The organism is Pseudarthrobacter equi, assembly GCF_900105535.1.
Lineage (GTDB): Bacteria > Actinomycetota > Actinomycetes > Actinomycetales > Micrococcaceae > Arthrobacter > Arthrobacter equi.
Window position 1 is genome coordinate 2,629,141 of record NZ_LT629779.1, and the last position, 24,729, is coordinate 2,653,869.

Genomic DNA, 24,729 nt, shown 5'->3' on the forward strand with positions numbered 1-24,729 from the left:
TGTCTTACTTTCCACTGGTGGCGTCAGCCGCCGGGGCTGAGGAGATCAATTCCTGGAGTGCTGTGTACAGGGTGTCCTTGTCCGCCGCGCGGCGGGTCCGGAATCCGGTGTCCAGTTCGTGGGAGCCATGCAGCCAGGTCAGGACGAGCAGGCCGTCCTTCTCCACGAACTTGCCGGCCATCCCGCTTTCCTGCCGTACGCCGGTGAGCGATGCGGCGGGGATGTAGAGGGCGGGGGCGCCGGCGCGGTCGAACAGCACACCGTCCGGGTATACGGCCAGGGTTGCGTTGGTGCGGATGCCGAGGCTGTGGACGGCCACACGGTCAAGCCAGTCGCCGCCGGTGGTGGTGGCAACGTACTGTCCCTCCGCTTCGGCGGACGGCTCACCCGGTTCCGCGGGCGCCTGGGGCAGGGGCCCGACGTCGGACTGGCGCTTCAGGCGGTTGCGCCAGCCTATGCCGAGGAGGACAAAGACGACGGCGATAATCGCCAGCATCGCCAGTCCCGGAAGGATTTTTTCCATCAGGCGGCGCCTGCCTCGACTGCGGCGTGCGGGTAGGGAGTGTTGAGTTCGCCGTCCAGGACGGTGGGGTGGCCCTTGAAGAACGTGGCCACCACCTTGCCCGGGAGCTCGCGTCCCTTGAAGGGCGAGTTCCGGCCCATGGTGGCCATCTTGAACGGGTCCACGGTCCAGCGGGCGGCGGGGTCCACCAGGATGACGTTGGCGGGTTCACCGGCTTCGAGCGGACGGCCCTGGTCTTCCAGCCGGCCGATCTGCGCAGCCGCCGCGGAGGTGACGCGGGCGAAGTCGGCCCAGGTCATCAGGCCTGTCTCGATCATGGTGTGCTGGACCACGGACAACGCGGTTTCCAGGCCGGTCATGCCCATGGCCGCCTGTGCCCATTCGCATTCCTTGTGCTCGCTGGGGTGCGGCGCATGGTCGGTTCCCACAACGTCGATGGTGCCGTCTGCCAGCCCGGCGCGCAATGCCTGGACGTCGGCGTCGGTGCGCAGCGGCGGGTTGACCTTGAAGACGGGGTCATAGCTGCGGACCAGGTCGTCGGTGAGGAGCAGGTGGTGCGGGGTGACCTCGGCGGTCACATTGATGCCGCGTTCCTTGGCCCAGCGGATGATCTCCACAGAACCGGCGGTGGACACGTGGCAGACGTGCAGCCGGGAGCCGACGTGCTGGGCGAGGAGCACGTCGCGGGCGATAATGCTTTCCTCGGCAACGGCGGGCCAGCCGGTCAGGCCCAGGACGGCGGACACCTCGCCTTCGTTCATCTGTGCCCCGGCGGTCAGGCGCGGTTCCTGCGCGTGCTGGGCCACCACGCCGTCGAACGCCTTGACGTACTCCAGCGCCCGGCGCATCAGGACGGGGTCGTGGACGCAGATGCCGTCGTCGGAGAACATCCTGACCCGGGCCCGGGAATCGGCCATGGCACCCAGTTCTGCCAGTTGCTCCCCCGCAAGGCCCACCGTGACGGCCCCCACCGGGCGGACGTCAACCCAGCCTGCGGCGCGTCCCAGGGTGTAGACCTGCTCCACCACACCGGCGGTATCGGCAACGGGAGTGCTGTTGGCCATGGCGTGGACGGCCGTGTAACCGCCGAGGGCGGCTGCGCGGGTTCCGGTTTCCACGGTTTCCGCGTCCTCCCGCCCGGGCTCACGGAGGTGGGTGTGGACGTCCACCATGCCGGGAAGGGCCACCAGGCCCGCGGCCTCGATAACCGTGATGTCCTCGGCCTGTCCTTCCGGCGAAAGGCCCGTGCCCACTTCGGCGATGATGCCGTCACGGATCAGCAGGTCCGCCGGCGCGCCGCCCAGGATGGAGGCGCCTTGGATCAAGTACGTTCCGGTGTTGCCGGCCATCAGATGCTCTCCTTGGTGGAATGGGCGGTTCCGGCAGCGGCCAGGACCGGGGTTGCGGCTGTTTCCCGGGTGTCCCCGGAGAGCAGCAGGTACAGCGCAGCCATCCGCACGGACACGCCGTTGCGGACCTGCGCGAGGACGGTGGAACGGGGAGAGTCTGCTGCGGCTGCGCTGATTTCGAGCCCCCGGTTCATGGGGCCCGGGTGCATGATGATGGTGTCCTTCATGCCCAGGTTGTCGAGGGCGCGCAGGCGGTTGTCATCGAAGCCCCAGCGGCGTGAGTATTCGCGGGTGCTGGGGAAGAACGAAGCGTTCATGCGTTCGCCCTGGACACGGAGCATCATCACGGCGTCAACGCCCAGGGCGAGTGTCTCGTCGAGGTTGTAGCTGACGCTGCAGGGCCACTTTTCGACGCCGATGGGCAGCAGGGTGGGGGGAGCTACGAGGGTGACTTCCGCACCCAGCGTGCGCAGGAGCCAGACATTGGAACGGGCCACGCGTGAGTGCAGGACATCGCCGGCGATCGCCACGCGCATCCCATTCAGGTCCGCGCCTTCGGACGGGGTACCCGACAGTTTCGCCCAGTGCCGGCGCATGGTGAAGGCGTCCAGCAGTGCCTGGGTGGGGTGTTCGTGGGTGCCGTCGCCGGCGTTGATCACCCCGGCATCGATCCAGTCCGTCGCGGCCAGCCGGTGCGGCGCACCGGAAGCCCAGTGGCGGATGACGACGGCGTCCGCCCCCATCGCGGACAGCGTCTGGGCGGTGTCCTTGAGGGATTCACCCTTGGAGACCGATGATCCCTTGGCGGCGAAGTTGATGACGTCCGCGGACAACCGCTTGGCCGCCGCTTCAAAGGAAATCCTGGTGCGGGTGGAATCTTCGAAGAAAAGGTTCACCACGGTGCGGCCGCGCAGGGCGGGCAGCTTCTTGACTTCGCGGTCGCCTACAGCCGACATCTCCTCGGCGGTATCGAGGATGCGGATGGCGTTGTGCAGGCTGAGGTCCTGGGTGGAGAGCAGGTGCTTCACAGTCCACCCTCAATCACGACTTCGTTGACGGGGGCTCCGCCGGCGGGGGTGTCGGTCTCTTCGAGCCGGACCCGGACTTTTTCCACTGAAGATGTGGGCAGGTTCTTGCCCACATGGTCGGCGCGGATGGGCAGCTCGCGGTGTCCGCGGTCGATCAGGACGGCGAGGCGGACGATGCGCGGGCGGCCCAGGTCCACGAGGGCGTCCAGCGCTGCCCGGATGGTCCGGCCGGAGTACAGGACGTCGTCGATCAGGACCACGACTTTGTTGTCGATGCCGGTACGGGGCAGTTTGGTGGGGTACGGCGGGCGGGTTCCCTGGTGCGAAAGGTCATCCCGGAACATGGTGACGTCCAGTTGGCCGACGATGGCGGCGGCATCAACGGTGTTGTCCGCGGCGGCGATCTTCTCGGCCAGCCGGACTGCCAGCGGATATCCGCGGCGGGGAATGCCCAACAGGACCAGGTCCCGGGATCCCTTGTTGGCTTCGAGGATCTCATGGGCGATACGAGTGAGGGCACGGTCTATGTCAGCCTGGCTGAGTACTACCCTGGCTGGAACCGGTGCGCTGGTGACAGATGTCAACGCTCGTCTCCCCTTTCCCCGCCTCACAGGACGGAATTAAAAAAGGAACATGTGCGTTTCAAAATTACCATAGGCCCGCGGCCCGGCGGCGCCGGATCAACGCGTTGATCGTCACGTTGGAACGCGGCGTGCAGACGGTCCTTGGAGCGGGCCAACCCGCCACCTAGGCTTGCGGATATGTCAATGCATCCCCACCAGCCGCCGTCGGGCCCGCCCTACGGTCCCCACCCGGGCGCCTCCAGTCCCCTGCCCGGCGCAGCGAATCCCAGCTGGATGGGCCAGGTGGCACCGCAGCATTACCTCGCTGCCCCGGACCACCGCGGCCGTCCCGTCAGCAGCGTCCTGCCTCCCCCGGACCAGGGAGCGGCACTCAGGCCGGGAAGGCTCAACGGCGGACTGGTGGGCCTCACGGTGGCGGGCGGCGTCCTCGCGTTCCTCAGCCTGTTCCTGGTGGTGCCGTTCCTGCTGGCCAACACGGGGACTGCCGGCTTCGTGGGTGGCTTCGTCGCGTCCCTGATACCGCTGTCCCTGGTACTGCTGGCCGTTGTGGTCATCGATAGGTGGGAGCCGGAGCCGAAGCGGCTGCTGTTCTTCGCCTTCACGTGGGGCGCGGCGGTGTCGATTGCCGTGACTTTGCTGGTGCAGCCACTGTTTGTGCTGACGTTCCAGTTCTCGGATGAACCGGACCTGCGGACGTACATGGCAACGGTGCAGGCACCCATCGTCGAGGAGTTCGCGAAGTCCCTTGGCCTGCTGGTCCTCCTGCTGCTGGCCAGGAAACATTTCGACGGCCCGGTGGACGGCGTGGTTTTCGCCTTCACGATTGCCGGCGGCTTCGCGTTCACCGAAAACATCCTCTACTTTGGCCGCGCCATCGCCGAGGCGCCGGGTCCGGGCGGAGATTTTGCCCAGGTGTTCTTCCTCCGCGGCGTGATGTCCCCGTTCGCCCACGCCATCTTCACCGGGACCACCGGGCTGGTCATGGGCTTCGCGGCCCGGCGATGGCACACCGGAGCTTCCATCCTGGCCTTCTTTGTGGGGCTGCTGCCGGCGATGTTCCTGCACAACCGGTGGAACAGCATGGGCAGCGGCTTCCTGGTGGACTACATCGTGGTGCAGGTGCCCATTTTCTGCCTCGCAGTTGCCGGGATCGTTGCGCTGCGGGTGGCGGAAAAACGGCTGACCCGGCAGCGGCTGCTGGAGTACTCCGCCGCCGGCTGGTTTACCCCGGCGGAGGTCGAATTGCTGGGAACCATTGGCGGCCGGCGGACCGTGCTGAACTGGGCAGCCGGCTACGGCCGGAAACAACAGATGAAGGATTTCCTCAGGGCGGCCACTCTGCTGGCCAATATCCGCCAGCGGATCCTCAGCGGCCGCGATGTGCAGCTCCACCAGGCTGAAGAGCGTAAGCAGCTGCAGCGGGTATTGGCGCTCCGGGCAGCAATCGTCGCGTAGCCCGCACCTGGTGCGCTGGATTCCTTCGTCCCGTCCCGGGCTTGTTCGCGGAACCGGACCTTGCAGGTTCTGGCCCGCGAACAGGACAGGGTTCGACGGCGGCCGGCCGCCTTAACGCCGGAAGGCCGCACCCCTGGGGGTGCGGCCTTCATGGCTGGTTCGTGGGTCAGGCCAGCAGCGACGGCTTCAGCTGCTGCAGGCGTCCCAGGAGCCCGTTGATGAACTGGGGCGACTCGTCCGTGGACAGGGTCTTGGCCAGGGTCACGGCCTCGCTGACGGCAACGCCATCGGGGACGTCGTCGTTGTACAGCAGTTCCCAGGTGCCGATGCGCAGGATGATCCGGTCCACCGAAGGCATGCGCTCCAGGCTCCAGCCCTGCGAATAGGTCTCCAGGAACTCGTCGATGGCTGGCTGGCGGGACACCACGCCCTCGACGATTTCCAGGGTGTAGGGGTTGACGATCTGGTCGGTCTTTTCGCGCCGTGCACGCAGGACGTCAAAGGCGGAGACGGAGCGCTGCTCCGCTTCGAAAAGAACATCCAGTGCCCTGCTGCGGGCTTTACCGCGTGCGCTCACTACTCAGAGACCCGGCCGAGGTAGCTGCCGTCACGGGTATCCACCTTGACCTTGGTGTTGTTTTCGACGAACAGCGGAACCTGGATCTCGTAGCCGGTTTCCAGCGTGGCAGGCTTGGTGCCCGCGGAGGAGCGGTCGCCCTGCAGGCCGGGCTCGGTGTAGGTGATTTCCAGGACAACGCTCGGCGGCAGTTCGATGTACAGCGGGTTGCCCTCGTGGATGGCGATGTTGACCATCTGGTTCTCGAGCATGAAGTTGGTGGCGTCGCCCACGGTGGCGCCGGAGACGGTGATCTGGTCGTAATCCGAGGTGTCCATGAACACGAAGTCGGCGCCGTCCTGGTACAGGTACTGGTAGTCCCGGCGGTCAACCGTGGCAGTTTCGATCTTGAGGCCGGCGTTGAACGTCTTGTCCACAACCTTGCCGGACATCACGTTGCGCATCTTCGTACGCACGAAAGCGCCACCCTTGCCGGGCTTGACGTGCTGGAACTCGATGATGTTCCAGAGCTGGCCCTCGAGCTTCAGGACCGTTCCGTTCTTAATGTCGTTCGTGGTTGCCACTGGGTTTCCTTAGGTTTCTCAGTCTGGCGCGTGGTCAGACGTTCTATGCCGGGCAGTCCGCCGCATGGCGTGCCTGCACGTTTTTGTCAAAGATCCGGGGAGCTGGGAAAAAATTCAAAAACTATTCTACCGGCAAATGGACGCGGACTTCCCCGGCGGCCCGAAGCGGGGTATCAGCAGGCCAGGTCCAGTACGTCCCGCGCGCGCTGCAGGGCCACTGTTGACGAGTAGATCAGCGCCGCATCAGCGGACTGTGCTACTCGCAGGTCCAAGGCGCGGGCAAAGGATTCAACGGCAGCGGAGGTCTGCCCGGCCGTGTACTGGGTCTTGCCGAGGAACTGCAGTGCCAGGGCTTCCTTGGGGGTCCCCTGGACCTCGTGCAGCAGTTGGCGGAACAGCTCCACGGCCCTGTCCAACCGGTTCGAAACCCGCAGGACCTCTGCTTCGAACGCACGCAGCCGGAAGGATTCAGGGTCCTTGAACCGGGCTTCGGCCAGCAGTTCGGCAGCTTCTGCCCCGTGGCCCTCGACCAGCAGGACGAAGACGTGGTCGGCGGGATCGGTGGAGGCTGCCAGCGCTTCCCTGCACGCATCGTCGTTGACGATTTGCGGCAGCAGGGTTTCAGGGTTGATCCGGATTCCCGGGAAGCCGGCCTCGGGCCACTCGGCCGTGCCTTCCATGTCGCCCTGCATCAGGAAGCGACTTCCTGGTAGGCGGCGAACAGGAGGGACGTGTCGGGGACATCCAGGATGCCCGGCTTGGCCACACCGTCCAGCACCACGAACCGCAGGAGGTCGCCGCGGGACTTCTTGTCCCGCCGCATACCGTCCAGCAGGCCCTGCCACCGGTCCCGCCGGTAGGTGACCGGAAGCCCAAGTCCTTCGAGGATGCTTCGGTGCCTGTCGGCGTCGGCGTCGCTCAGGCGGCCTACGCTGCGGGCGAGTTCCGCGGCGAACATCATGCCGACGGAGACGGCAGCGCCGTGCCGCCACGAGTAGCGTTCCACCAGTTCGATGGCGTGGCCCAGGGTGTGGCCGTAGTTGAGGATTTCGCGCAGCCCGGATTCCTTGAGGTCTTCGGAGACCACTTTGGCTTTGACGGCGATGGCACGTTCGATGAGCTCGCGGAGCGTCTCGGACCGCGGATCGGTGACCGCAGCAAAGTCCTTCTCCACGAGTTCGAGGATGGCGGGGTCCGCGATGAAGCCGCACTTGACTACCTCGGCCATGCCGGAAATGAGTTCGTTCTTAGGCAAGGTGTCCAGCGTGTCCAGGTCCGCCAGAACGGCTGCGGGCGGGTGGAACGCGCCCACCAGGTTCTTGCCTTCCGCGGTGTTGATGCCGGTCTTGCCACCTACGGAGGCGTCCACCATCCCCAGCAGGCTGGTGGGCATGTGGATGACTTTGACGCCGCGGAGCCAGGTGGCGGCCACGAAGCCGGCCAGGTCGGTGACCGCTCCCCCGCCAACGGCGACGATGGCGTCTGAGCGGGTGAAGTCGTTCTGTCCCAGGACCTGCCAGCAGAAGGCGGCAACCTGGATGTGCTTGCCTTCTTCGGCGTCGGGGATTTCTGCGGTCAGCGCGGTGAAGCCTGCGGATTCAAGGTCATCACGGACGGTGTCGCCGGTGAGGCGCAGGGCCCGGGGGTGGATGACCAGCACGCGCCGCACCCGCTCCCCCAGGATTTCCGGAAGGGTTCCCAGCAGGCCCCGCCCCACCACAACGTCGTAGTTGTTGGCGGCCGATTCACCGGTGACCTTGATGACTGTTGATGAGGTGTTCACTTTTCAACTTCCTGTTTGGCAGCTGCGTAGTTGTGCAGTGCTGCTTCCAGCCGGTTGCCGAGCTCGGATATGGAGCCCTGGCGCACGTCCAGGGTGATGTCTGCAAGCCTCTCGTAGACCGGCTTGCGGGTGGCGAACATTTCTGTCCAGCGTCCCATGGCGTCCCCTGCCAGCAGGGGACGTCCGGAGTTGCGGGCAATGCGGGCAGCAACGGTGTTCGCATCGCATTCGAGGTAGACCACTGTGCAGCGGCCGATCAGCTGCTGCGTTCCGGAATCCAGAACAGCACCCCCGCCGAGCGAGATCACCGTGGCCGTGCCTTCGGCCGCTTCAACGGCGGAGGCAACAGCACGGGCCTCGATCTCGCGGAAGGCGCGTTCGCCCCGGCCTGCGAAAATGTCGGCGATGGAGCCATGGCCCGCCACGATCACGGCATCCGTGTCGACGAACGGTGCACCGAGTTGCTGGGCCAGTTGCTGTCCGATGGCGGATTTGCCCACGGCCATGGGGCCGATCAGGACGATCGGCCGGATACCGACGGGCCCGGTACTGCTCTGGGCGGGCACTACTGGCCGATCGAGTCCAGGGACGCCGGAATGTTGTCCAGGTAACCCTTGATGTTGCGGGCGGTCTCCGCCACGGAGTCCCCGCCGAATTTCTCTGTAACGGCTTCAGCCAGGACCAAAGCCACCATGGCCTCGGCCACCACGCCTGCGGCCGGAACGGCACAGACGTCGGAGCGCTGGTGATGGGCCTTGGCCGGTTCGCCGGTGCTGACGTCGATCGTTTTCAGGGCGCGGGGCACCGTGGCGATCGGCTTCATCGCGGCGCGGACACGCAGGACGTCCCCGATGCTCATGCCGCCTTCGATGCCGCCTGCGCGGTTGCTGGCACGCACGATCCGGCCGTCTTCATCGCGCACGATTTCATCGTGGGCCGCAGAGCCGCGGCGTGCAGCGGTCCGGAATCCGTCGCCCACTTCGACGCCCTTGATGGCCTGGATGCCCATGAGGGCAGCAGCCAGGCGGGAATCCAGCCGGCGGTCCCAGTGGACGTAACTGCCCAGTCCGGGCGGCAGGCCGTACGCCAGGACCTCCACCACGCCGCCCAGGGTTTCGCCTTCCTTGTGGGCGGCGTCAACCTCGGCAACCATGGCGTCGGAGGTTTCCCTGTCGAAGCAGCGCAGTGGATCGGCGTCCAAAGCGATGACATCTGCCGGTTCGGGGAGCGGCCGGCCGTCGGGTACGGAAACGCTGGCGATGGACACCGTGTGGCTGACGAGCTCGATGCCGAGGTGCTTGAGGAACTGGGCGGCGACAGTACCCATGGCCACCCGGGTGGCGGTCTCGCGGGCGCTGGCACGTTCCAGCACGGGACGGGCTTCATCGAAGCCGTACTTCTGCATGCCGGTGAAGTCCGCGTGGCCGGGACGCGGGCGGGTCAGGGGCGCGTTGCGCGCCTGGTCGGCGAGGAGTTCCGGATCCACCGGATCCGGCGCCATGATCTGCTCCCACTTGGGCCATTCGGTGTTTCCCACCTGGACGGCCACGGGGCCGCCCTGGGTCACACCGTGCCGGACGCCGCCCAGGATGGTGACAACGTCCTGTTCGAACTTCATCCGGGCGCCTCGGCCGTATCCGAGCCGGCGGCGGGCCAGGGAGTCTGCGATGTGCCCGCTGGTGATCTCAACACCGGCGGGGACGCCTTCAATAATTCCCATCAGAGCCGGACCATGGGATTCACCGGCAGTCAACCAACGCAACATATCTTCCATCCTGCCACGTAGGGCGGTTACAAAGCCCGTCGGGGAAGGCCGACTGAGGCGCACATCACATCTATGACAGCTGCATTAACGTCATCCCCGCGGCCCGTGAAAAGGCGCACCTGTTCCACTGCCTGGTACAGCAGCATCTCCAGTCCGGGGACCACGGCACCGCCGCCCGTCTGCCACACCGAGGCGATCAGGCTGGGCCAGGGGTCGTAGGCAACGTCCAGAAGGACGCCCGGGGTTTCCGTCTTCAGGGCGGCTATCTCGGCGGCCAGGCCGTCCGCCGCCCGGGGCGGCAACGTGGAAATGACGACGTCGGCAGCAGCCGTGGGCAGCACGGCTTCTGCCAGCGTCAGCACGTCCAGGTCGATGCCGGCACCTGCGGCCGCTGCACGGACGTCTGCCGTGCGGGCAGGGTCCCGTACGAAAATCTGCACACGGCGGGTTCCGAGTTCCCGCAGTGCGGCGACAGCGGACGCCGCGGTGCCGCCGCCGCCGAGGATGACCGCGGAGGGTGCGGTATCCGCTCCCGCGTGCCGGAGGGCGTTAACGATTCCAGCCACGTCGGTGTTGGAGCCGATGGCACGTGGTCCGTGTCCGTCGTCCTCAAAGGAGACGGTGTTGACCACGCCGAGGGTCCGGGCGATGCCGCGGACCTCGTCCACGTGGCCCAGCATGGTGGTCTTTAACGGCATGGTGACCGAAAGTCCGCACCATCCCGGCTGGTGGCGCACCTGCCCCATCAGGCCCGGGAGGAGCTGCTCCGTGACGTCGATAGCTGTGTAACTGATGTCTGCACCCAACTGCCGGTAGGCAGCAAGATGCAGGGCCGGGGACTTTGAATGACTGATCGGGTGCCCCAGCACTGCTGCCCGCAGGGTCATGTGCAGCGGCCCACGTTCGCCTGGCACCAGGAGTTGTACTGCTCAACGTAGACGTTGTGTTCGGCCAGGGTTTTGGCGAACTTGGTCTCCTTGGTGTCCAGGTTGACCGTTACCCAGAAGAGGTAATCGTTGGTCTTGGGCCTGGCGGCGGCGTCGATGGCAGTCTTGCCCGGCGAGCCAATGGGTCCCGGAGGCAGCCCGGGGTTCGCATACGTGTTGTACGGGTTGGACTTGTCCTGGCGCTGCTCGTCCGTGAAGTTGTAGCTCTTCGTCCCAAGCCCGTACGTCACGGCCGAGTCGACCTGCAGGAAGCCGCCGGTCTGGTCGTTGGGTTTGAGCCGGTTGTAGATGGCTCCGGCGACATCGCCGTATTCGGCCTGGCCGCCTTCGGCCTGGACGATGCTGGCCACGATCACGGACTGGTACTGCTTGGCAGGATCGGTGATGCCCTGGGACACCAGCTCGTCCACGGTCACCTTGACCAGGGCTTGCAGGATGTCCTTGGCGGACGTGCCCAGCGGGAAGCGGTGCTCGCCCGGTGCAAGGTAGCCCTCCAGGTTCTTGGCGTTTGCCGGCAAGCCGAACTGCGCCGGATCGTTGCTGAGCGCCTGGAGTTGCTGGATCGATACGCCGGACCCTTCGGAGATGGCCTGGAGGGATTCGTTGACCCGCAGGCCCGCACTGAGGGCGAAGTAGATCACCTTCCCCTTGTCCTGGCCCAGGAGGACATCTACTGCGTCCTTGTTCTTCATTTCAGACTTGAAGGTATAGTCACCCGGGGCCAGCGTGCCGCCCGAAGCGCTGAAGGCCTGAAGGAACGTGTCAGCGTTGGCCACGACGCCTTTGCTTTCGAGGTCCATGGCCACGGAACGGGTGCCTTCCCCCTTGTCCACCGTTACCTCGACCTGGCCGGAGCCGGGGCCCGGGAAGTCGCTGGCTTTGGTGCTGCCGAGGAGGGGCTTGAGGAACTGCGCGCCAACGGCCACTGCAGTAACGAAAACAGCGAGGGTGAGGAAGAGGGCCAGCAGCCTGCGGCGGCGGCGCACTTTCTTGGAGGGCCTGCCCACTACCTGGGTTGCCGGTGCACCTGCGATGAGGCTGTGCGCTGCGGTATCGGCATGGTGTGCGTCTTCCGGGTGGCCGGCGTGGTGGCCGGCCTCATCGGCGTGCAGGTCGTGGTGATAGTCGGCGTCGCCGTGGGCCTGACCGTAATGGGCGTTGTCGTGGTACTCGTGACCGTCCGGGTACTGGGCCGGGTCCGCATAGTGGGGGTCGCCCGCGTACTCATGAACGTCCATCGCCGGGTGTTCCCCGGCCGCATGCAGGTCCTGGTGGTCGTCGGCGGCGAACACGTCGCCGTGCCCGTGGTCGGGTTCGTGGGGGCCACTCACGTTGTCCGCGATGGGTTCAGGTTGCTCAGGCGCACCGTGCGCGGCCGGGTCCTGCGGTGCGGCACCATGGTGACCTCCGTCGTCGTGCGTTCCGTTGTCCACGGTCCCGTTGTCAGGCGCCCCGTTGTCAGGCTCCCTGTTGTCAGGGGTTGCCTCCTGGATGGAAGGGGGCGCGGCCGGTGCAGCCGGCAACGGCCCTGCAGCAGTGGGGCCGGTGGCCGGCTGCGCAGGGACGGCGGGGGGATCTGCGGGCTGCGGGGGCACGTCGGCACCGGTCTCGTAGGCCTGCTCAGGGACAGCGCCCTGGCCACCGGTGTCGAGGCTCTTCTCCCGTGCCCGGATCTCCTTGCGCGTCAGCGGCCTCCCTCCCCCGGCGTTCAGGGGCCCTGAGGCGTCGTCAATGTTGGCAGGGCTCACTGTTGCCTTCCATTATCTGAAAATCGGGCCGTATCCGGGGTGGCGCGGACGGACTCATCCGCCCCGCTGACCCCCAGGTCCACGGACGGGGATGGCGCTGTCACGCGTGAGCCGACATCCGCTCCCCGGGATTTCTGCATGTCGATGGCGTGCTGCAGGATGCCTGCGGCCGCGACCTGATCAACTACTTTACGGTGGTTCCTGCTGCTCATGCCAGCTTCATGCAGGTTGCGGTGCGCCGTGACGCTGCTGAGCCGCTCGTCAACCATGTTGACCGGCACGTGCAGGCCGCGGGCTGCGAGCTCGGCCGCCAGCAGGCCGGCATAGTCGGAAGCCATCCTGGCCGACGCGTGTTCCTCGCCTTTCATGGTCCGGGGCATTCCCACGATGACCTGCACAGCACCCAGCTCCTCCGCCAGCTTCGCGATCAGGCGGACGTCTGAGTTCTTTTTGGTGTTCCGGTCCAGGGTCTTGTATGGCGTGGCCAGAATGGAGTCACGGTCGCAGATGGCCACCCCCACCCGGACCGTGCCAACGTCTACCCCCAGTTTGACGCCCTGGGGGTAGCCGCCGGCGGTTGCGGGATCGGCCATGTCAGGACTGGCGCCGTTCGACGGCGTCCAGGATGGCTGCCAGCGCGGCGCCCACCTTGCCTGCATCGGTGCCGCCGCCCTGGGCGACATCGTCCTTGCCGCCGCCGCCGCCGCCGAGGACTCCGGCAGCCAGGCGAACCAGGGCTCCGGCCTTCACTCCGGCGTTCCGGGCGGCTTCGTTGGTGGCCACCAGGACGAGCGGACGGTCGTTGGCCACGCCTGCAACAGCCACCGCGGCAGGGGCCGAACCCAGCCGGTTGCGGAGGTCCAGGGCCAGGCCGCGGATGTCGTCGGCGCCGCTGACGGAACCGGCGTCATGGGCAATGAGGCTGACGCCCGCAGCGTCCCTTGCGCTGTTGACCAGCTGGGCTGCTGAAGCTGCCAGCTGTTCCTTGCGGAGCCGGTCCAGTTCCTTTTCCGTGGCCTTGAGCTTGGCAAGCGTTGCGGAGATCCGGTCGGCCAGCTGCCCCGACGGCACCTTCAGCAGGTCGGTCAGCTCGGTGACGAGTGCACGTTCGGCCGCCAGGTGCCGGAAGGCCTCCATGCCCACGAAGGCCTCCACGCGGCGGTTTCCCGACCCCACGGACTGCTCGCCCAGGAGGGAGAGGCTGCCGATCAACGAGGTGTTGGCTACGTGGGTTCCGCCGCACAGCTCACGGGACCAGGCGCCGTCGATCTCGACGACGCGGACCTCGCTGCCGTAGTTCTCGCCGAACAGGGCCATGGCACCCAGGGCCTTCGCCTCCGCAAGGCCCATGACCTTCGTGTCCACCGCGTAGTTGTTGCGGATGGCCAGGTTTGAAACCTCTTCGATTTCTGACCGAGTGGCAGTGCTCAGGCCCTCGCCCCAGGCGAAGTCGAACCGGAGGTAGCCGGCTTTGTTGAAGGATCCGCGCTGGGTGGCTTCCGGGCCGAGGATCTGGTGCAGGGCGGCGTGCACGATGTGCGTGCCCGTGTGCGCCTGCTCGGCGGCATGGCGGCGTTCGCGGTCGACGGCGGCGCGCACCAGCGAGTCGGCGCCGATTTCACCTTCACGGACAATCGCCTTGTGCACGCTCAGGCCCTTGACGGGGCGCTGCACGTCCAGGACCTCGACCACGAAGCCGTCACCGGTGATGAGGCCGGTATCGGCGGCCTGGCCGCCGGCCTCGGCGTAGAACGGTGTTTCCGACAGGACAAGTTCGATCTCGTCGCCGGTGGCTGCCTGCTGGACCGGACGGCCGCCGGTGAGCAGGCCGCGGACGCGGGATTCGCCGTCGAGCTCGGTGTACCCGGTGAAGACCGTCTCGCCCTGGGCCAGGATCTCCTGGAAGGCGCTGAGGTCCGCATGGCCGCCCTTCTTGCCCTTGGCGTCGGCCTGGGCACGCTGGCGCTGCTCCTGCATCAGGCTGCGGAAGGCGGCCTCGTCAACCTTCAGCCCGGCTTCCTCGGCCATTTCCAGGGTGAGGTCAATGGGGAAACCGTAGGTGTCGTGGAGGGCGAAGGCGTCTTCACCGGAAAGCTGCTTGTTGGCGGCCTTGGACTCCTTGACCGCGTCCTCGAGCCTCGCCGTGCCGGACGCAATGGTCCGCAGGAAGGCCTTTTCTTCGGCGTAGGCAATCCGGCTGATCCTGGCGAAGTCCGTGTCGACTACGGGGTAGACGCCCTTCATGGCGTCGCGCGAAGCCGGCAGCAGGTCCGGGAGGCAGGCCTGTTCGACGCCGAGGAGGCGCATGGAGCGCACGGCACGGCGGATGAGGCGGCGCAGGACGTAGCCACGTCCCTCGTTCGAGGGGGTCACGCCGTCGGAAATCAGCATCAGGGCGGACCGGATGTGGTCACCCACAACGCGCATCCGGACATCGTCCGTGTGGTGGGGGTCATCCGGGGTTTCGGCGGAGGTGTATTCCTTGCCGGAGAGTTCGGCGGCTTTGTCGATGACGGGACGGACCTGGTCCGTCTCGTACATGTTCTCGACACCCTGGAGGATCATGGCCAGACGCTCCATGCCCAGGCCGGTGTCGATGTTCTTCTTGGGCAGCTCACCCACGATGTCGAAGTCGTCCTTGGAGCGGACGTTGTCGATCTGGTACTGCATGAACACGAGGTTCCAGATTTCGATGTACCGGGTCTCGTCAGCGAGCGGGCCGCCTTCGATGCCGTAGGCGGGACCGCGGTCGTAGTAGATCTCGGAGCAGGGGCCGGCCGGGCCGGGCTGGCCGGTGTTCCAGTAGTTGTCGGCTTTGCCCATCTTCTGGATGCGCTCCGCGGGGACGCCGGTATTCTTCAGCCACAGTTCCTTGGCCTCATCGTCTTCCTCGTAGACCGTCACCCACAGGAGCTCGGGCGGCAGGCCGTACCCGCCGTCGTCAACGCTGGTGGTGAGCAGCTCCCAGGCGAACTTGATGGCGTCTTCCTTGAAGTAGTCGCCAAAGGAGAAGTTGCCGCACATCTGGAAGAAGGTGCCGTGCCGGGCGGTCTTGCCCACTTCCTCGATGTCGCCGGTGCGGATGCACTTTTGGACGCTCGTGGCCCGGGTGTAGGGCGCCTCTTCGCGGGCTGTGAGGTAGGGGATGAAAGGCACCATGCCGGCCACAGTGAACAGCAGCGACGGGTCGCTGGACACCAGCGATGCGGAGGGAACCGCCGTGTGGCCCTTGCTGACAAAAAAGTCCACCCAGCGCTTGGTGATCTCCTGCGATTTCATGAGCTGTTTCATACCCTTCTTGGTCCGCGGTTGACGACGCGGAAAGTTCGTTCAGGCGGCAGGGCCTGGTCGGGTTCCCTGCCGGGTTGTTGCGGGCTGATGGCCCGGGGCGTCAGCTGCGGACCAGGTCCGCGGTTTCGACGCCGAGCGCACTGCGCAGGTCGGTTTCGCGTTCCTGCATTCCGGCTCGGACGGCGTCGGCGAAGTCGTAGACGCCGTCGGCCAGCCTGCCTACAGCCCTGTTGAGGCCTTCCGGGCCCAGGGCGGACTGGGCCTCAGTGACCTTGCGGAAGGCGATAACGCCGATGGCCACGCCGATTCCCATCCAGACAAGTCGTTTCATGGTGTTCTTTCGGGGCTTAGCGGCTGCGGCGGCCGGTGGCGGGCTTCTTGCGGTTGGAGAGCGCACTGCGGACGCCGTAGCTGAACGCGGCCACCTTGATCAGCGGTGAACCGACGGTGGCGGCCACCAGGGACGACAACGCGGAAAGGTTGGCCGAAGCATCAGAGACATTGGACGAAATGCCGTCCACCTTCTTCAGCTGCTGGTTGGTGGTGGTCACGGTGGCCGTGACCTCATCCATCAGGGGCGTCGCGCCGTCGCTCAGTGACCGGATGGACGTCCGCACCTCGTCCAGCACCTTGCCCAGCTTGAGGATGGGCACGGCGAGCAGCAGTACCAGGAGTGCAAACACTCCGGCAGCGACCAGGCCGGCGATATCGCCACCAGTCATAGACGTTCATCTCCTTGAAATTCTGTGGTCCGGAACCATCCTGCGCACCCCGCGAACCGCGTTGGGCAGATGTCCCCCAAGTACCTTACATACAAAGAAGCCCGTGGCGCTTGCCACGGGCTTCTTTGTATACGCTGCTGGGATTTAGCGTGCGTAGAATTCGACGACGAGCTGCTCTTCGCAGGTCACCGGGATTTCGGAGCGCTTGGGGCGGCGGACCAGGCGGGCCTGCAGTGCCTCAAGCTTGACGTCCAGGTAGGCCGGGACGGCAGGCAGGACATCGCGGTGTGCGCCGGCTGCTGCAACCTGGAGCGGAACCATGGTCTCGCTGCGGCTGTGGACGTGGACCAGCTGGCCCTCGCCGACGCGGAACGACGGACGGTCAACGCGGATGCCGTCAACCAGGATGTGGCGGTGCACAACCAGCTGGCGGGCCTGGGCGATGGTGCGGGCGAAGCCGGCACGCAGGACCAGGGCGTCAAGGCGCATTTCGAGCAGTTCGATGAGGTTCTCACCGGTCAGGCCCTTGGTACGGCGGGCTTCCTCGAAGGCACGGGTCATCTGTGCTTCGCGGATGCCGTACTGGGCACGCAGGCGCTGCTTTTCGCGCAGACGTACGGCGTAGTCGGAGTCCTGCTTCTTGCGGGCACGGCCATGCTCACCGGGGCCGTACGGGCGGCGCTCCATGTACTTGGCGGCCTTGGGGGTCAGAGCAATGCCGAGGGACCGCGAGAGGCGGGCCTGACGGCGAGCACGAGTGTTGTTAGCCACTTGTGTCCTTCCAATATCTGCGGTGTGTCAGTGTTACTGGCCTCCTTGATGGAGAGCATCGGCCAACCGCTGCCTTTTGCTACTGGGCGCAGGGCGCAGCTCCATCAAACGAAAATTCGGTGGATTGTGCGCCTGTGCCTTGCCAGACAAACATCTACCTTAGCACGGCGGCTACTTGCCCCTGACAATCTTCCGCAGCCGCTCCAGCCTGGCGGCGATGTCGCGTTCAGCTCCGTTGCCGGTGGGCTGGTAGTAGTCCCGGCCCACCAGGTCGTCCGGCGGATACTGTTGTGCAGCCACGGCGTGCGGGGCGTCGTGGGCGTATTTGTAGCCTTTCCCGTGCCCCAGTTGTTTGGAGCCCGGGTAGTGCGAGTCCCTCAGGTGGGGCGGGATGCCGTTGCCCATACCGGCGCGCACATCGGCGATGGCCTTGTTGATGCCCATGTAGGCGGCGTTCGATTTTGGCGCCGTGGCAAGGTGGACCACCGCCTCGGCCAGGATGATCCGGCCCTCCGGCATGCCGATCAGCTGCACTGCCTGGGCGGCGGCCACGGCTGTCTGCAATGCCGTGGGATCGGCCATGCCCACGTCCTCGGCGGCTGAGATGACGATGCGGCGGGCCACGAACCGCGGGTCCTCGCCGGCCTCGAGCATGCGCGCCAGGTAGTGGAGGGCGGCGTCAACGTCGGAGCCGCGGATGGATTTGATGAACGCGCTGGCGACGTCGTAGTGCTGGTCTCCCGCCCGGTCGTAGCGGACGGCTGCGACGTCGAGGGCCCGTTCGGTGTGCTTGAGTTCCACGGTTACCGGCCCGGTTCCGGCGTCGTCGGCATCACCGAACGCCACGCCGGCCGCGGCTTCCAGGGCGGTGAGGGCACGGCGGGCGTCGCCGCCGGACAGCCGGACCAAATGGGCCAGGGCTTCGGGGTCCAGTTCCGCTTTGCCGTCAAGTCCCCGGGGGTCCGCTACGGCACGGCTGAGCAGCCCTTCGATGTCGGCGTCCGTGAGCGGCTTGAGGGTCAACAGCAGGGAACGGGAAAGGAGCGGCGACACCACCGAGAAGGACGGGTTTTCGGTGGTGGCGGCCACCAGCACCACCCAGCGGTTTTCGACGCCGGGAAGGAGTGCGTCCTGCTGGGCCTTGTTGAATCGGTGGATCTCGTCCAGGAACAGCACGGTGGTGGTCTTGTACAGGTCACGCGCAGTCAGGGCGTCGTCCATGACGCGGCGGACGTCCTTGACGCCGGCGGTGATGGCTGAGAGCTCCACGAACTTGCGGCCCGGCCCCCGGGCGATCACATGCGCCAGTGTGGTTTTGCCGGTCCCTGGCGGCCCCCACAGGATCAGCGAACTTGGCCCGGCCGGCCCGGCGGCGTCGGCTCCGGCCGCCAGCTGGCGCAGCGGCGATCCCTGGCCCAGCAGGTGCTGCTGGCCCACCACGTCGTCGAGGGTGCGCGGCCGCATGCGGACAGCCAGCGGACTGCGTGGTGAGGAGCTGGCGGCTGCGCTGCCCGCGGCGGCCGAATCGCCGTCGTCGTCATTGCCCTGCCCCGGCCCAAAGAGATCATCCACATAGATAGGCTACTTCCAGTCGCCCGGCGATCCCGCCACAGCTATCCGGAAGGAACCCGAACCTGCCATGACCACCCATGACGCCGGCAGCGGCCGCTCCCCCTCGGTCCGGACGGCGTTTGTTTCCGGTTCCCGGCTGGCCGGCTGGACCGGGCGGTTCGCCGGCAGCCATGACGGTTTCGCAATACGGGAAGACGACGACGGCGTGCGGCTATTGGCAGGTGACGGCGCCGAAGCGCTCCTCGAAGCTCCCTGGCCCGCCCATGGGCGGCCCGGACGGGGAGCCGACCCGCTGGAACGCCTGGCGTCGCTGGCCGCACAGCCGCGCCGGTGCGGCCTGCTCCTGGTGCGGCGCGGCGGCTATGGTGTCGGCATTGCTGCCGAGGGCCTCTTGCTGGCTTCCAAAGCGGGCACCCGGTATGTCCAGTCCCGCACCGCGGCCGGCGGCCAGTCACAGCAGCGGTTTGCCCGGCGCCGCTCCAACCAGGCCGACGCCCTGGTGGATGCCGTGGCGTTGCAGGCCGCCCAGGTGTTTGCGGCCGAACCCTTCGAATATGTCGTCCCGGGTGGGGACAGGGCCCTCGCCGAAGCAGTCCTGGGGCACCCAGCGCTGGCCAAGTGGGCCGGACTGCACCGCCTGGCATACCTGGATGTGCCGGAGCCCCGGGCCGCCGTCGTGAAGAAAGCCGCCTCCGACGCTTGCTCCATCCGGATCACAGTCAGTGATGCGCCGGGGAAGTAGACCCTGGAGCCTGCTCAGCAGCCGGTCAGGTGCCGCTTGGGCCGTTCCTGGCGGTAGGCGTAGCGGCCGGTTTCCCGGAATCCAGCGTTGGCGTACAGCGCCTGGGCTCCGTGGTTCGCTGCGGTGACGAGCAGCCAGTAGCCTGCAAGGTCCCGCTCTGCCCCCTCCGTGAGCAGCGCGTCCAGGACGGCGGTCCCGTAACCGCGTCGGCGTGCCTCGGGGCTCGTCGCCATGGAGTAAAGTCCGCCCCTCGCCTCGGGCCCGGTGTCCGGAAGGGCAAGGCGTCCGACGGCGGCGGGCCGGCCCGCGCTGTCCCGGGCCATGGCATACACGGCGGGGCAGCCCTCGAGGATGGTGCGCGCGATGGCCAGGGCGTCGTCACCGCCGCGTCCGTCCACCGCCCACCACACGGCAAGCCACTCGGCAGAGGGAGCAGATGCGAGATCGACGGCGGGTCGCGACTCCGTAACCCGGGCGTGGCGCGCCGGCCCCCGGGTCATGATCAGGGTTTCGGACTGCGTGGTAAAGCCCTCCGCATCCAAAAAGGAATTGAGGGCAGCCGCTTCGGCGGTGGCGGTGACCTGGAAGATCAGGGGAAGCCGGCGGCTGCGGTACCAGGACCGGGCATCCCGCAGCAGCCCGGCCAGCTCCGGCTCCCCCGCACCGCTGGCGGGCCTCGGCCAGATCGAGTTGGCCCGCTGGGTCACTCCCCCGGCGGCACGAAGAACCCACGGACCCAGGTCGTGGTGTTCCGGCGCAGGCCATGCCGCGTCCATGGCGGCTTCGAGGCCAGGGAATCCGGCCAGGTGGTCGTCAACTTCGGTGGTGGACACGGCATTCTCCTCCAGGGTGGGTTAAGCAGGGGCAGGAGGCGCCCCGACGAATCGGGGAGCCTCCTGCCGCTCAGCAAGGTGCGTTACTTGACCGCTTCGGACTTCCTGGCCTCGACGGGCTTGACCGCCTCAGGCTTGAAATCGACACCGGCTTCCTTGCGCTGCTGCGCAGTGATGGGTGCCGGGGCAGCGGTCAGCGGATCGAAACCGCCACCTGACTTCGGGAAGGCGATGACGTCGCGGATCGACTCGACACCGGCCAGCAGCGAAACCACGCGGTCCCAGCCGAACGCGATGCCGCCGTGCGGGGGCGCTCCGTACTTGAAGCCCTCGAGGAGGAACCCGAACTTGGTCTGCGCGTCTTCCTTGTCCAGACCCATCAGTTCGAAGACGCGTTCCTGCACGTCCCGCTGGTGGATACGGATGGAACCGCCGCCGATCTCGTTGCCGTTGCAGACGATGTCGTAGGCGTAGGACAGCGCGGACTCGGGGTCCTTGTCGAACGTGTCGAGGAACTCCGGCTTGGGCGAGGTGAAGGCGTGGTGCACAGCGGTCCACTGGCCTGCACCCACGGCGACGTCGCCGGAAGCCACAGCAGCGGCAGCCGGTTCGAACATCGGCGCGTCGACAACCCAGCAGAAAGCCCAGTCCGTGGGATCGATCAGGCCGGTGCGGTGGCCGATTTCGACGCGGGCGGCACCCAGCAGGGCGCGGGACGGGGTCTTTTCGCCGGCGGCGAAGAAGATGCAGTCACCGGGCTTGGCGCCGACGGCGTCGGCCAGGCCGGCGCGTTCGGTGTCGGTAAGGTTCTTGGCGACCGGACCGGCGAGCTCGCCGTCTTCCTTGTACAGGACGTACGCCAGACCCTTGGCGCCGCGCTGCTTGGCCCATTCCTGCCAGGCATCAAGGGCACGGCGCGCCTGCGACGCTCCGCCGGGCATGACCACGGCGCCAACGTAGGGAGCTTTGAAGACGCCGAAGTTGGTGTCCTTGAAGAACTCCGTGAGCTCCGTCAGTTCCTGGCCGAAGCGAAGATCGGGCTTGTCCGAACCGTAGCGGGCCATGGCGTCCGCGTAGGTGATGCGCTGGATGGGCGTGGGGATTTCCACGTCGATGAGCTTCCAGACAGCCTTGACGATGTTCTCGCCGAGGCGGATGACGTCGTCCTGGTCCACGAAGCTGGCCTCAATGTCCAGCTGGGTGAATTCCGGCTGGCGGTCGGCGCGGAAGTCCTCGTCTCGGTAGCAACGGGCGATCTGGTAGTACTTCTCGAAACCGCCCACCTGCAGCAACTGCTTGAACAGCTGCGGGGACTGCGGCAGGGCATACCAGGAGCCAGGTGCCAGGCGGGCCGGAACCAGGAAGTCGCGGGCGCCTTCGGGCGTGGAACGGGTCAGCGTGGGCGTCTCGATCTCCACGTAACCTTCGCCGTGCAGCAGGTCGCGGGCCACCCGGTTGGCTTCGGAGCGCAGCCGGAGGTTGCGGCTGGGGCCGGGGCGGCGGAGATCGAGGTAGCGGTGCTTGAGGCGCGCTTCCTCGCCGACTTCCACATGCTCGTCGATCTGGAACGGCAGCGGGTCGGAGGTGTTGAGCACCGTCACGTCCTCGGCGATGACTTCGATCTCACCTGTCCCGAGCGCGGGGTTTTCGTTGCCCTCGGGACGCTTGGAGACGGTGCCGGTGACCTGCAGGACGTACTCGTTCCGCAGCCCGTGGAACACTTCCTCCTCGCGAACCACAATCTGTGCCACGCCGGACGCATCACGCAGGTCCACGAAGGCCACACCACCGTGGTCACGGCGGCGGCCTACCCAGCCGGCCAGGGTTACGGTTTGTCCAATGTGCTCGGAACGAAGGGATCCGAGGTCATGTGTGCGGAGCACAGCACACCTTTCTAGAGGAAACAGCGGGAAAACTTAGGGAATAGGTCCCGATGATGCCGGGACCGGTCCCGTCCGAGTTTACCCGTAGGACCGAAGCCGGCATCCACGGGCAAAGCTCCGACAGAACGGAAGGAGCGGAAAGGCCTGTTCAGGAGACCTGGGCAGGAACCGCGCCGGCGGTGGCTACCTGCACCACGAGGTCGGCGGCCGGCGGCATCCACGTCTCCGGGGCGGCGACTACCTGTTTACCGGACCGGATGTCCTTGACCTGGTGGGTGCCGTCGTCGTCCGTGAACCAGACGAACGGGATGCCCCGGCGGTCGGCGAACTTGATCTGCTTGCCGAACTTTTCCGCCTTGGCGGCAACCTCGGTGGGAATCCCCCGGCTGCGCAGCTGGGCGGCGACGTCCTGCGCAGCGCCCCAGTTGTCGTCGTTCGCGAGGGCCACCAGCACCGCCGTGGGAACCGAACGGGAGGCCTTGGCCAGGTCCTGGCTGAGGATGCGCGAAACCAGCCGGGTCACGCCGATGGACAGGCCGACGCCGGGGAACTTCCGGTTGCCCTTGGAGGCCAGGGCGTCGTACCTGCCGCCGGAGCAGATGGAACCCAGCTGTTCGTGTCCCACCAGGACGGTCTCCACCACGGTGCCCGTGTAGTAGTCGAGGCCGCGGGCAATACTGAGGTCCGCCAGCACCTTGCCGGGTGCGCGCTGGACGGCGGCGTCGATGACCTGCTCCAGCTCGTTAAGGCCCTCTTCGAGCAGGTCATTGCTGACGCCGAGGGCACGGACCTGGGCCACGAAGGACAGGTCCCCGGTGCGGATGCCGGCAAGCTGCAGGGCCTTCTGCGCCTGCTCGTCGGTGGCGCCAAGTTCGGATTTCAGGAGTTCGGCAACCTTGGCAGGACCGATTTTTTCCAGCTTGTCGATGCTGCGCAGGACCCCGGCCGTGTCCGTCAGGCCGATGCCGCGGTAGAAGCCCTCCGCCAGTTTGCGGTTGTTGACCCGGAGCTGGAAGTCCGGGATGGGAAGCGCACTGAGTGCCTCGGCGATGACCAGGGCGATTTCAACGTCATAGCGGAACGGCAGCTCACCATCGCCCACGACGTCGATGTCCGCCTGGGTGAATTCCCGGGCGCGGCCTTCCTGGGGGCGTTCGCCGCGCCAGACCTTCTGGATCTGGTAGCGCCGGAAGGGGAAGGCCAGGTAGCCGGCGTTTTCGACGACGTAGCGGGCGAAGGGCACCGTCAGGTCGAAGTGCAGCGCCAGCGCGTGCTGGTCGGCTTTGCCGCCCCGGTCCGGGGTCCCGCCCTCATCGTCCTGGAGCCGGCTGAGCCCGTACACTTCCTTGTCGATCTCACCCTTGCGCAGAAGCTGTCCCACGGTCTCCACTGACCGCGTCTCTATCGAGGCGAAGCCGTGCAGCTCAAAGACGCGGCGCAAGGTATCCAGGACGTGTTGCTCCACCAGCCGCTCCTCGGGAAGCCACTCGGGGAATCCGGACAGGGAGGCGGTGCGTGCCATGGAAGTTCTCTCCTCTTAAGGGTGCCGGACGGCGGCCGCGTCCCGCCCGTCGGGGGCGCCCTGCGGCGGCTGTCCAGCCAGTCATGCATAAACTATGTGCGGCAGTCAGTTTATGCGTCATCGGTGTGCATCTCTAATACGCCGGACCTGCAGGGCCTGGCAGTCAGGGGACTGTACCCGGTGCCATCAAGGCCCCTGGCGCAACCAGGCAGTACAGAGACATCACAGCCACACATGAGGAGGAGCCTTGGCGGCCAGTTCACGCAGTGCCCGCGAAGCAAAACGGCGTATCCAGCAGATGGAGGCCAAACGCGAGCTGAGGCGGGACCAGGAACAGCGTCGCAAACGCGACAACCTGATCGCCGCCGGTGCCGGAACCGCCGCCGTGGTGCTCGCCGTCGTGCTTCAGCTGACGGCCTTCGCCGGCAACCCCACCGAGGATGAGTTCGCTGCCACCGAGGCGGGCCTCACCAACCCGTCGGCGTCGGCCACTCCGTCAGCCCCGGCAACGAACGGGTCCAACATCCCGGCCGCCGACACCGCGGCGGGAAAGACGTTCACCGGGGACCTCGTGCTGAACGGCAAGCCGCTGGGCGTTGAACTCAACGGAACAACGGCACCGCAGGCCGCGGCGGTCTTTAAGTCCCTCAGCGACGAAGGCTTCTACAACGGCAAGAGCTGCCACCGCCTCACCACCTCCGATGCCTTCGGGGTACTGCAGTGCGGCTCCGCGAACGGCGACGGGCAGGGCGATCCCAACTACACGTGGGGTCCCCTGGAAAACACCCCGGCGGACAACTCCTACCCGGCCGGAACCATAGCCGTGGCACGGAGCGGCAACAACGCCTACGGCAACGGAACGCAGTTCTTCATCGTCTACAAAGACACGAACATTCCGGCTGATTCCGCCGGCGGCTACACAGTGGTGGGCAAGGTGACCTCGGGCCTGGACGTGGTGACCGGCATCGCTGCCGCAGGGATCACCCCGGGCAGCAGCGACACAGACGGCGCGCCCGTTCAAGCAGTCACGATAGACTCGTTTTCTCTGAAGTAGGAAGCCCGGCCATGGCG

Annotated in this window: 24 protein-coding genes; 3 read left to right on the forward strand and 21 right to left on the reverse strand. The window is 66.7% G+C overall.

Annotation, left to right across the window (positions count from 1 at the left end; all coding sequences use genetic code 11):
* Window positions 1-4 precede the first annotated feature (4 nt).
* Genes BLT71_RS11785 through pyrR form a run of 4 tightly spaced genes read right to left on the reverse strand, consistent with a single transcriptional unit; the run spans window position 5 to window position 3,484 of the window.
* On the reverse strand, window positions 5-523 hold the full coding sequence (locus tag BLT71_RS11785; RefSeq protein ID WP_091720434.1) for a PH-like domain-containing protein: 519 nt from the start codon (window positions 521-523) through the stop codon (window positions 5-7).
* Window positions 523-1,872 carry a dihydroorotase gene (locus BLT71_RS11790; protein WP_091720437.1) on the reverse strand — a complete coding sequence of 450 codons (1,350 nt, stop codon included), beginning with the start codon at window positions 1,870-1,872 and terminating at the stop codon, window positions 523-525. The genes BLT71_RS11785 and BLT71_RS11790 overlap by 1 nt, the downstream gene beginning before the upstream one ends.
* The gene (locus tag BLT71_RS11795; RefSeq protein WP_091720439.1) at window positions 1,872-2,900 is read right to left on the reverse strand and encodes an aspartate carbamoyltransferase catalytic subunit; all 1,029 of its coding nucleotides are present in this window, start codon (window positions 2,898-2,900) and stop codon (window positions 1,872-1,874) included. Before BLT71_RS11795 ends, BLT71_RS11790 begins: the two co-directional genes overlap by 1 nt.
* Window positions 2,897-3,484: a bifunctional pyr operon transcriptional regulator/uracil phosphoribosyltransferase PyrR gene (gene pyrR, locus BLT71_RS11800; RefSeq protein ID WP_091720442.1), complete on the reverse strand. Its 588-nt coding sequence runs from the start codon at window positions 3,482-3,484 to the stop codon at window positions 2,897-2,899. Before pyrR ends, BLT71_RS11795 begins: the two co-directional genes overlap by 4 nt.
* Before the next feature lie 177 nt (window positions 3,485-3,661).
* Here pyrR and BLT71_RS11805 point away from each other — a divergent pair, with 177 nt between their 5' ends.
* A complete protein-coding gene (locus BLT71_RS11805; RefSeq protein WP_091720445.1) occupies window positions 3,662-4,939 on the forward strand; it encodes a PrsW family intramembrane metalloprotease in 1,278 nt (425 codons plus the stop codon).
* Window positions 4,940-5,105: 166 nt separating this feature from the next.
* Here BLT71_RS11805 and nusB read toward each other — a convergent pair whose 3' ends face one another.
* The 14 genes from nusB to BLT71_RS11875 form a co-directional block, all read right to left on the reverse strand.
* On the reverse strand, window positions 5,106-5,516 hold the full coding sequence (nusB, locus tag BLT71_RS11810) for a transcription antitermination factor NusB (RefSeq protein WP_091720448.1): 411 nt from the start codon (window positions 5,514-5,516) through the stop codon (window positions 5,106-5,108).
* Complete coding sequence (efp, locus tag BLT71_RS11815; RefSeq protein ID WP_056079419.1) at window positions 5,516-6,079, reverse strand: elongation factor P; 564 nt, start codon at window positions 6,077-6,079, stop codon at window positions 5,516-5,518. Before efp ends, nusB begins: the two co-directional genes overlap by 1 nt.
* A 173-nt stretch (window positions 6,080-6,252) precedes the next feature.
* Complete coding sequence (locus BLT71_RS11820; RefSeq protein ID WP_056079424.1) at window positions 6,253-6,771, reverse strand: tetratricopeptide repeat protein; 519 nt, start codon at window positions 6,769-6,771, stop codon at window positions 6,253-6,255.
* Entirely contained in the window at window positions 6,771-7,862 is a 1,092-nt protein-coding gene (gene aroB / locus BLT71_RS11825; protein ID WP_091720449.1) for a 3-dehydroquinate synthase, read from the reverse strand. Before aroB ends, BLT71_RS11820 begins: the two co-directional genes overlap by 1 nt.
* Window positions 7,859-8,368, reverse strand: a complete 510-nt coding sequence (locus BLT71_RS11830) for a shikimate kinase (protein ID WP_390896682.1) — start codon at window positions 8,366-8,368, stop codon at window positions 7,859-7,861. The genes aroB and BLT71_RS11830 overlap by 4 nt, the downstream gene beginning before the upstream one ends.
* Before the next feature lie 59 nt (window positions 8,369-8,427).
* On the reverse strand, window positions 8,428-9,627 hold the full coding sequence (gene aroC, locus BLT71_RS11835; RefSeq protein ID WP_015937203.1) for a chorismate synthase: 1,200 nt from the start codon (window positions 9,625-9,627) through the stop codon (window positions 8,428-8,430).
* Between the two features lie 26 nt (window positions 9,628-9,653).
* Window positions 9,654-10,514 (reverse strand): shikimate dehydrogenase, encoded by an 861-nt coding sequence (locus BLT71_RS11840; protein ID WP_091720454.1) that lies wholly within the window; start codon window positions 10,512-10,514, stop codon window positions 9,654-9,656.
* Window positions 10,511-12,322 (reverse strand): endolytic transglycosylase MltG, encoded by a 1,812-nt coding sequence (mltG, locus tag BLT71_RS11845; RefSeq protein ID WP_091720457.1) that lies wholly within the window; start codon window positions 12,320-12,322, stop codon window positions 10,511-10,513. The genes BLT71_RS11840 and mltG overlap by 4 nt, the downstream gene beginning before the upstream one ends.
* Window positions 12,319-12,915, reverse strand: a complete 597-nt coding sequence (gene ruvX / locus BLT71_RS11850) for a Holliday junction resolvase RuvX (RefSeq protein WP_091720459.1) — start codon at window positions 12,913-12,915, stop codon at window positions 12,319-12,321. Before ruvX ends, mltG begins: the two co-directional genes overlap by 4 nt.
* 1 nt (window position 12,916) lies before the next feature.
* On the reverse strand, window positions 12,917-15,601 hold the full coding sequence (gene alaS, locus BLT71_RS11855) for an alanine--tRNA ligase (RefSeq protein ID WP_091723984.1): 2,685 nt from the start codon (window positions 15,599-15,601) through the stop codon (window positions 12,917-12,919).
* A gap of 112 nt (window positions 15,602-15,713) precedes the next feature.
* Window positions 15,714-15,944 (reverse strand): DUF6167 family protein, encoded by a 231-nt coding sequence (locus tag BLT71_RS11860; RefSeq protein ID WP_015937208.1) that lies wholly within the window; start codon window positions 15,942-15,944, stop codon window positions 15,714-15,716.
* Between the two features lie 16 nt (window positions 15,945-15,960).
* Window positions 15,961-16,335: a DUF948 domain-containing protein gene (locus BLT71_RS11865; protein ID WP_091720462.1), complete on the reverse strand. Its 375-nt coding sequence runs from the start codon at window positions 16,333-16,335 to the stop codon at window positions 15,961-15,963.
* Between the two features lie 144 nt (window positions 16,336-16,479).
* Window positions 16,480-17,106, reverse strand: a complete 627-nt coding sequence (gene rpsD / locus BLT71_RS11870) for a 30S ribosomal protein S4 (RefSeq protein WP_015937210.1) — start codon at window positions 17,104-17,106, stop codon at window positions 16,480-16,482.
* A 171-nt stretch (window positions 17,107-17,277) separates the two neighbouring features.
* The gene (locus BLT71_RS11875; protein WP_091720465.1) at window positions 17,278-18,678 is read right to left on the reverse strand and encodes a replication-associated recombination protein A; all 1,401 of its coding nucleotides are present in this window, start codon (window positions 18,676-18,678) and stop codon (window positions 17,278-17,280) included.
* Between the two features lie 67 nt (window positions 18,679-18,745).
* Here BLT71_RS11875 and BLT71_RS11880 point away from each other — a divergent pair, with 67 nt between their 5' ends.
* Window positions 18,746-19,420: an acVLRF1 family peptidyl-tRNA hydrolase gene (locus tag BLT71_RS11880; RefSeq protein ID WP_091720468.1), complete on the forward strand. Its 675-nt coding sequence runs from the start codon at window positions 18,746-18,748 to the stop codon at window positions 19,418-19,420.
* A gap of 14 nt (window positions 19,421-19,434) precedes the next feature.
* Here BLT71_RS11880 and BLT71_RS11885 read toward each other — a convergent pair whose 3' ends face one another.
* From BLT71_RS11885 to hisS, 3 genes are all read right to left on the reverse strand, one after another.
* Window positions 19,435-20,196 carry a GNAT family N-acetyltransferase gene (locus BLT71_RS11885; protein ID WP_091723986.1) on the reverse strand — a complete coding sequence of 254 codons (762 nt, stop codon included), beginning with the start codon at window positions 20,194-20,196 and terminating at the stop codon, window positions 19,435-19,437.
* A gap of 140 nt (window positions 20,197-20,336) precedes the next feature.
* A complete protein-coding gene (aspS, locus tag BLT71_RS11890; RefSeq protein ID WP_091720470.1) occupies window positions 20,337-22,136 on the reverse strand; it encodes an aspartate--tRNA ligase in 1,800 nt (599 codons plus the stop codon).
* A 148-nt stretch (window positions 22,137-22,284) separates the two neighbouring features.
* A complete protein-coding gene (gene hisS / locus BLT71_RS11895; RefSeq protein ID WP_091720473.1) occupies window positions 22,285-23,658 on the reverse strand; it encodes a histidine--tRNA ligase in 1,374 nt (457 codons plus the stop codon).
* Window positions 23,659-23,905: 247 nt separating this feature from the next.
* Between hisS and BLT71_RS11900 the strand changes: the two genes are divergently transcribed.
* Window positions 23,906-24,712 carry a peptidylprolyl isomerase gene (locus BLT71_RS11900; RefSeq protein ID WP_091720476.1) on the forward strand — a complete coding sequence of 269 codons (807 nt, stop codon included), beginning with the start codon at window positions 23,906-23,908 and terminating at the stop codon, window positions 24,710-24,712.
* Window positions 24,713-24,729: the final 17 nt, after the last annotated feature.

What these genes read in the sequence shown, in the direction of transcription:
- BLT71_RS11785 (WP_091720434.1), bottom strand. Translation starts at nt 523, where the DNA reads ATGGAAAAAATCCTTCCGGGACTGGCGATGCTGGCGATTATCGCCGTC.
- BLT71_RS11790 (WP_091720437.1), bottom strand. Translation starts at nt 1,872, where the DNA reads ATGGCCGGCAACACCGGAACGTACTTGATCCAAGGCGCCTCCATCCTG.
- BLT71_RS11805 (WP_091720445.1), top strand. Translation starts at nt 3,662, where the DNA reads ATGTCAATGCATCCCCACCAGCCGCCGTCGGGCCCGCCCTACGGTCCC.
- BLT71_RS11820 (WP_056079424.1), bottom strand. Translation starts at nt 6,771, where the DNA reads ATGCAGGGCGACATGGAAGGCACGGCCGAGTGGCCCGAGGCCGGCTTC.
- BLT71_RS11830 (WP_390896682.1), bottom strand. Translation starts at nt 8,368, where the DNA reads ATGGCCGTGGGCAAATCCGCCATCGGACAGCAACTGGCCCAGCAACTC.
- aroC (WP_015937203.1), bottom strand. Translation starts at nt 9,627, where the DNA reads ATGTTGCGTTGGTTGACTGCCGGTGAATCCCATGGTCCGGCTCTGATG.
- BLT71_RS11840 (WP_091720454.1), bottom strand. Translation starts at nt 10,514, where the DNA reads ATGACCCTGCGGGCAGCAGTGCTGGGGCACCCGATCAGTCATTCAAAG.
- ruvX (WP_091720459.1), bottom strand. Translation starts at nt 12,915, where the DNA reads ATGGCCGATCCCGCAACCGCCGGCGGCTACCCCCAGGGCGTCAAACTG.
- alaS (WP_091723984.1), bottom strand. Translation starts at nt 15,601, where the DNA reads ATGAAATCGCAGGAGATCACCAAGCGCTGGGTGGACTTTTTTGTCAGC.
- BLT71_RS11860 (WP_015937208.1), bottom strand. Translation starts at nt 15,944, where the DNA reads ATGAAACGACTTGTCTGGATGGGAATCGGCGTGGCCATCGGCGTTATC.
- BLT71_RS11865 (WP_091720462.1), bottom strand. Translation starts at nt 16,335, where the DNA reads ATGACTGGTGGCGATATCGCCGGCCTGGTCGCTGCCGGAGTGTTTGCA.
- BLT71_RS11880 (WP_091720468.1), top strand. Translation starts at nt 18,746, where the DNA reads ATGACCACCCATGACGCCGGCAGCGGCCGCTCCCCCTCGGTCCGGACG.
- BLT71_RS11885 (WP_091723986.1), bottom strand. Translation starts at nt 20,196, where the DNA reads ATGGACGCGGCATGGCCTGCGCCGGAACACCACGACCTGGGTCCGTGG.
- hisS (WP_091720473.1), bottom strand. Translation starts at nt 23,658, where the DNA reads ATGGCACGCACCGCCTCCCTGTCCGGATTCCCCGAGTGGCTTCCCGAG.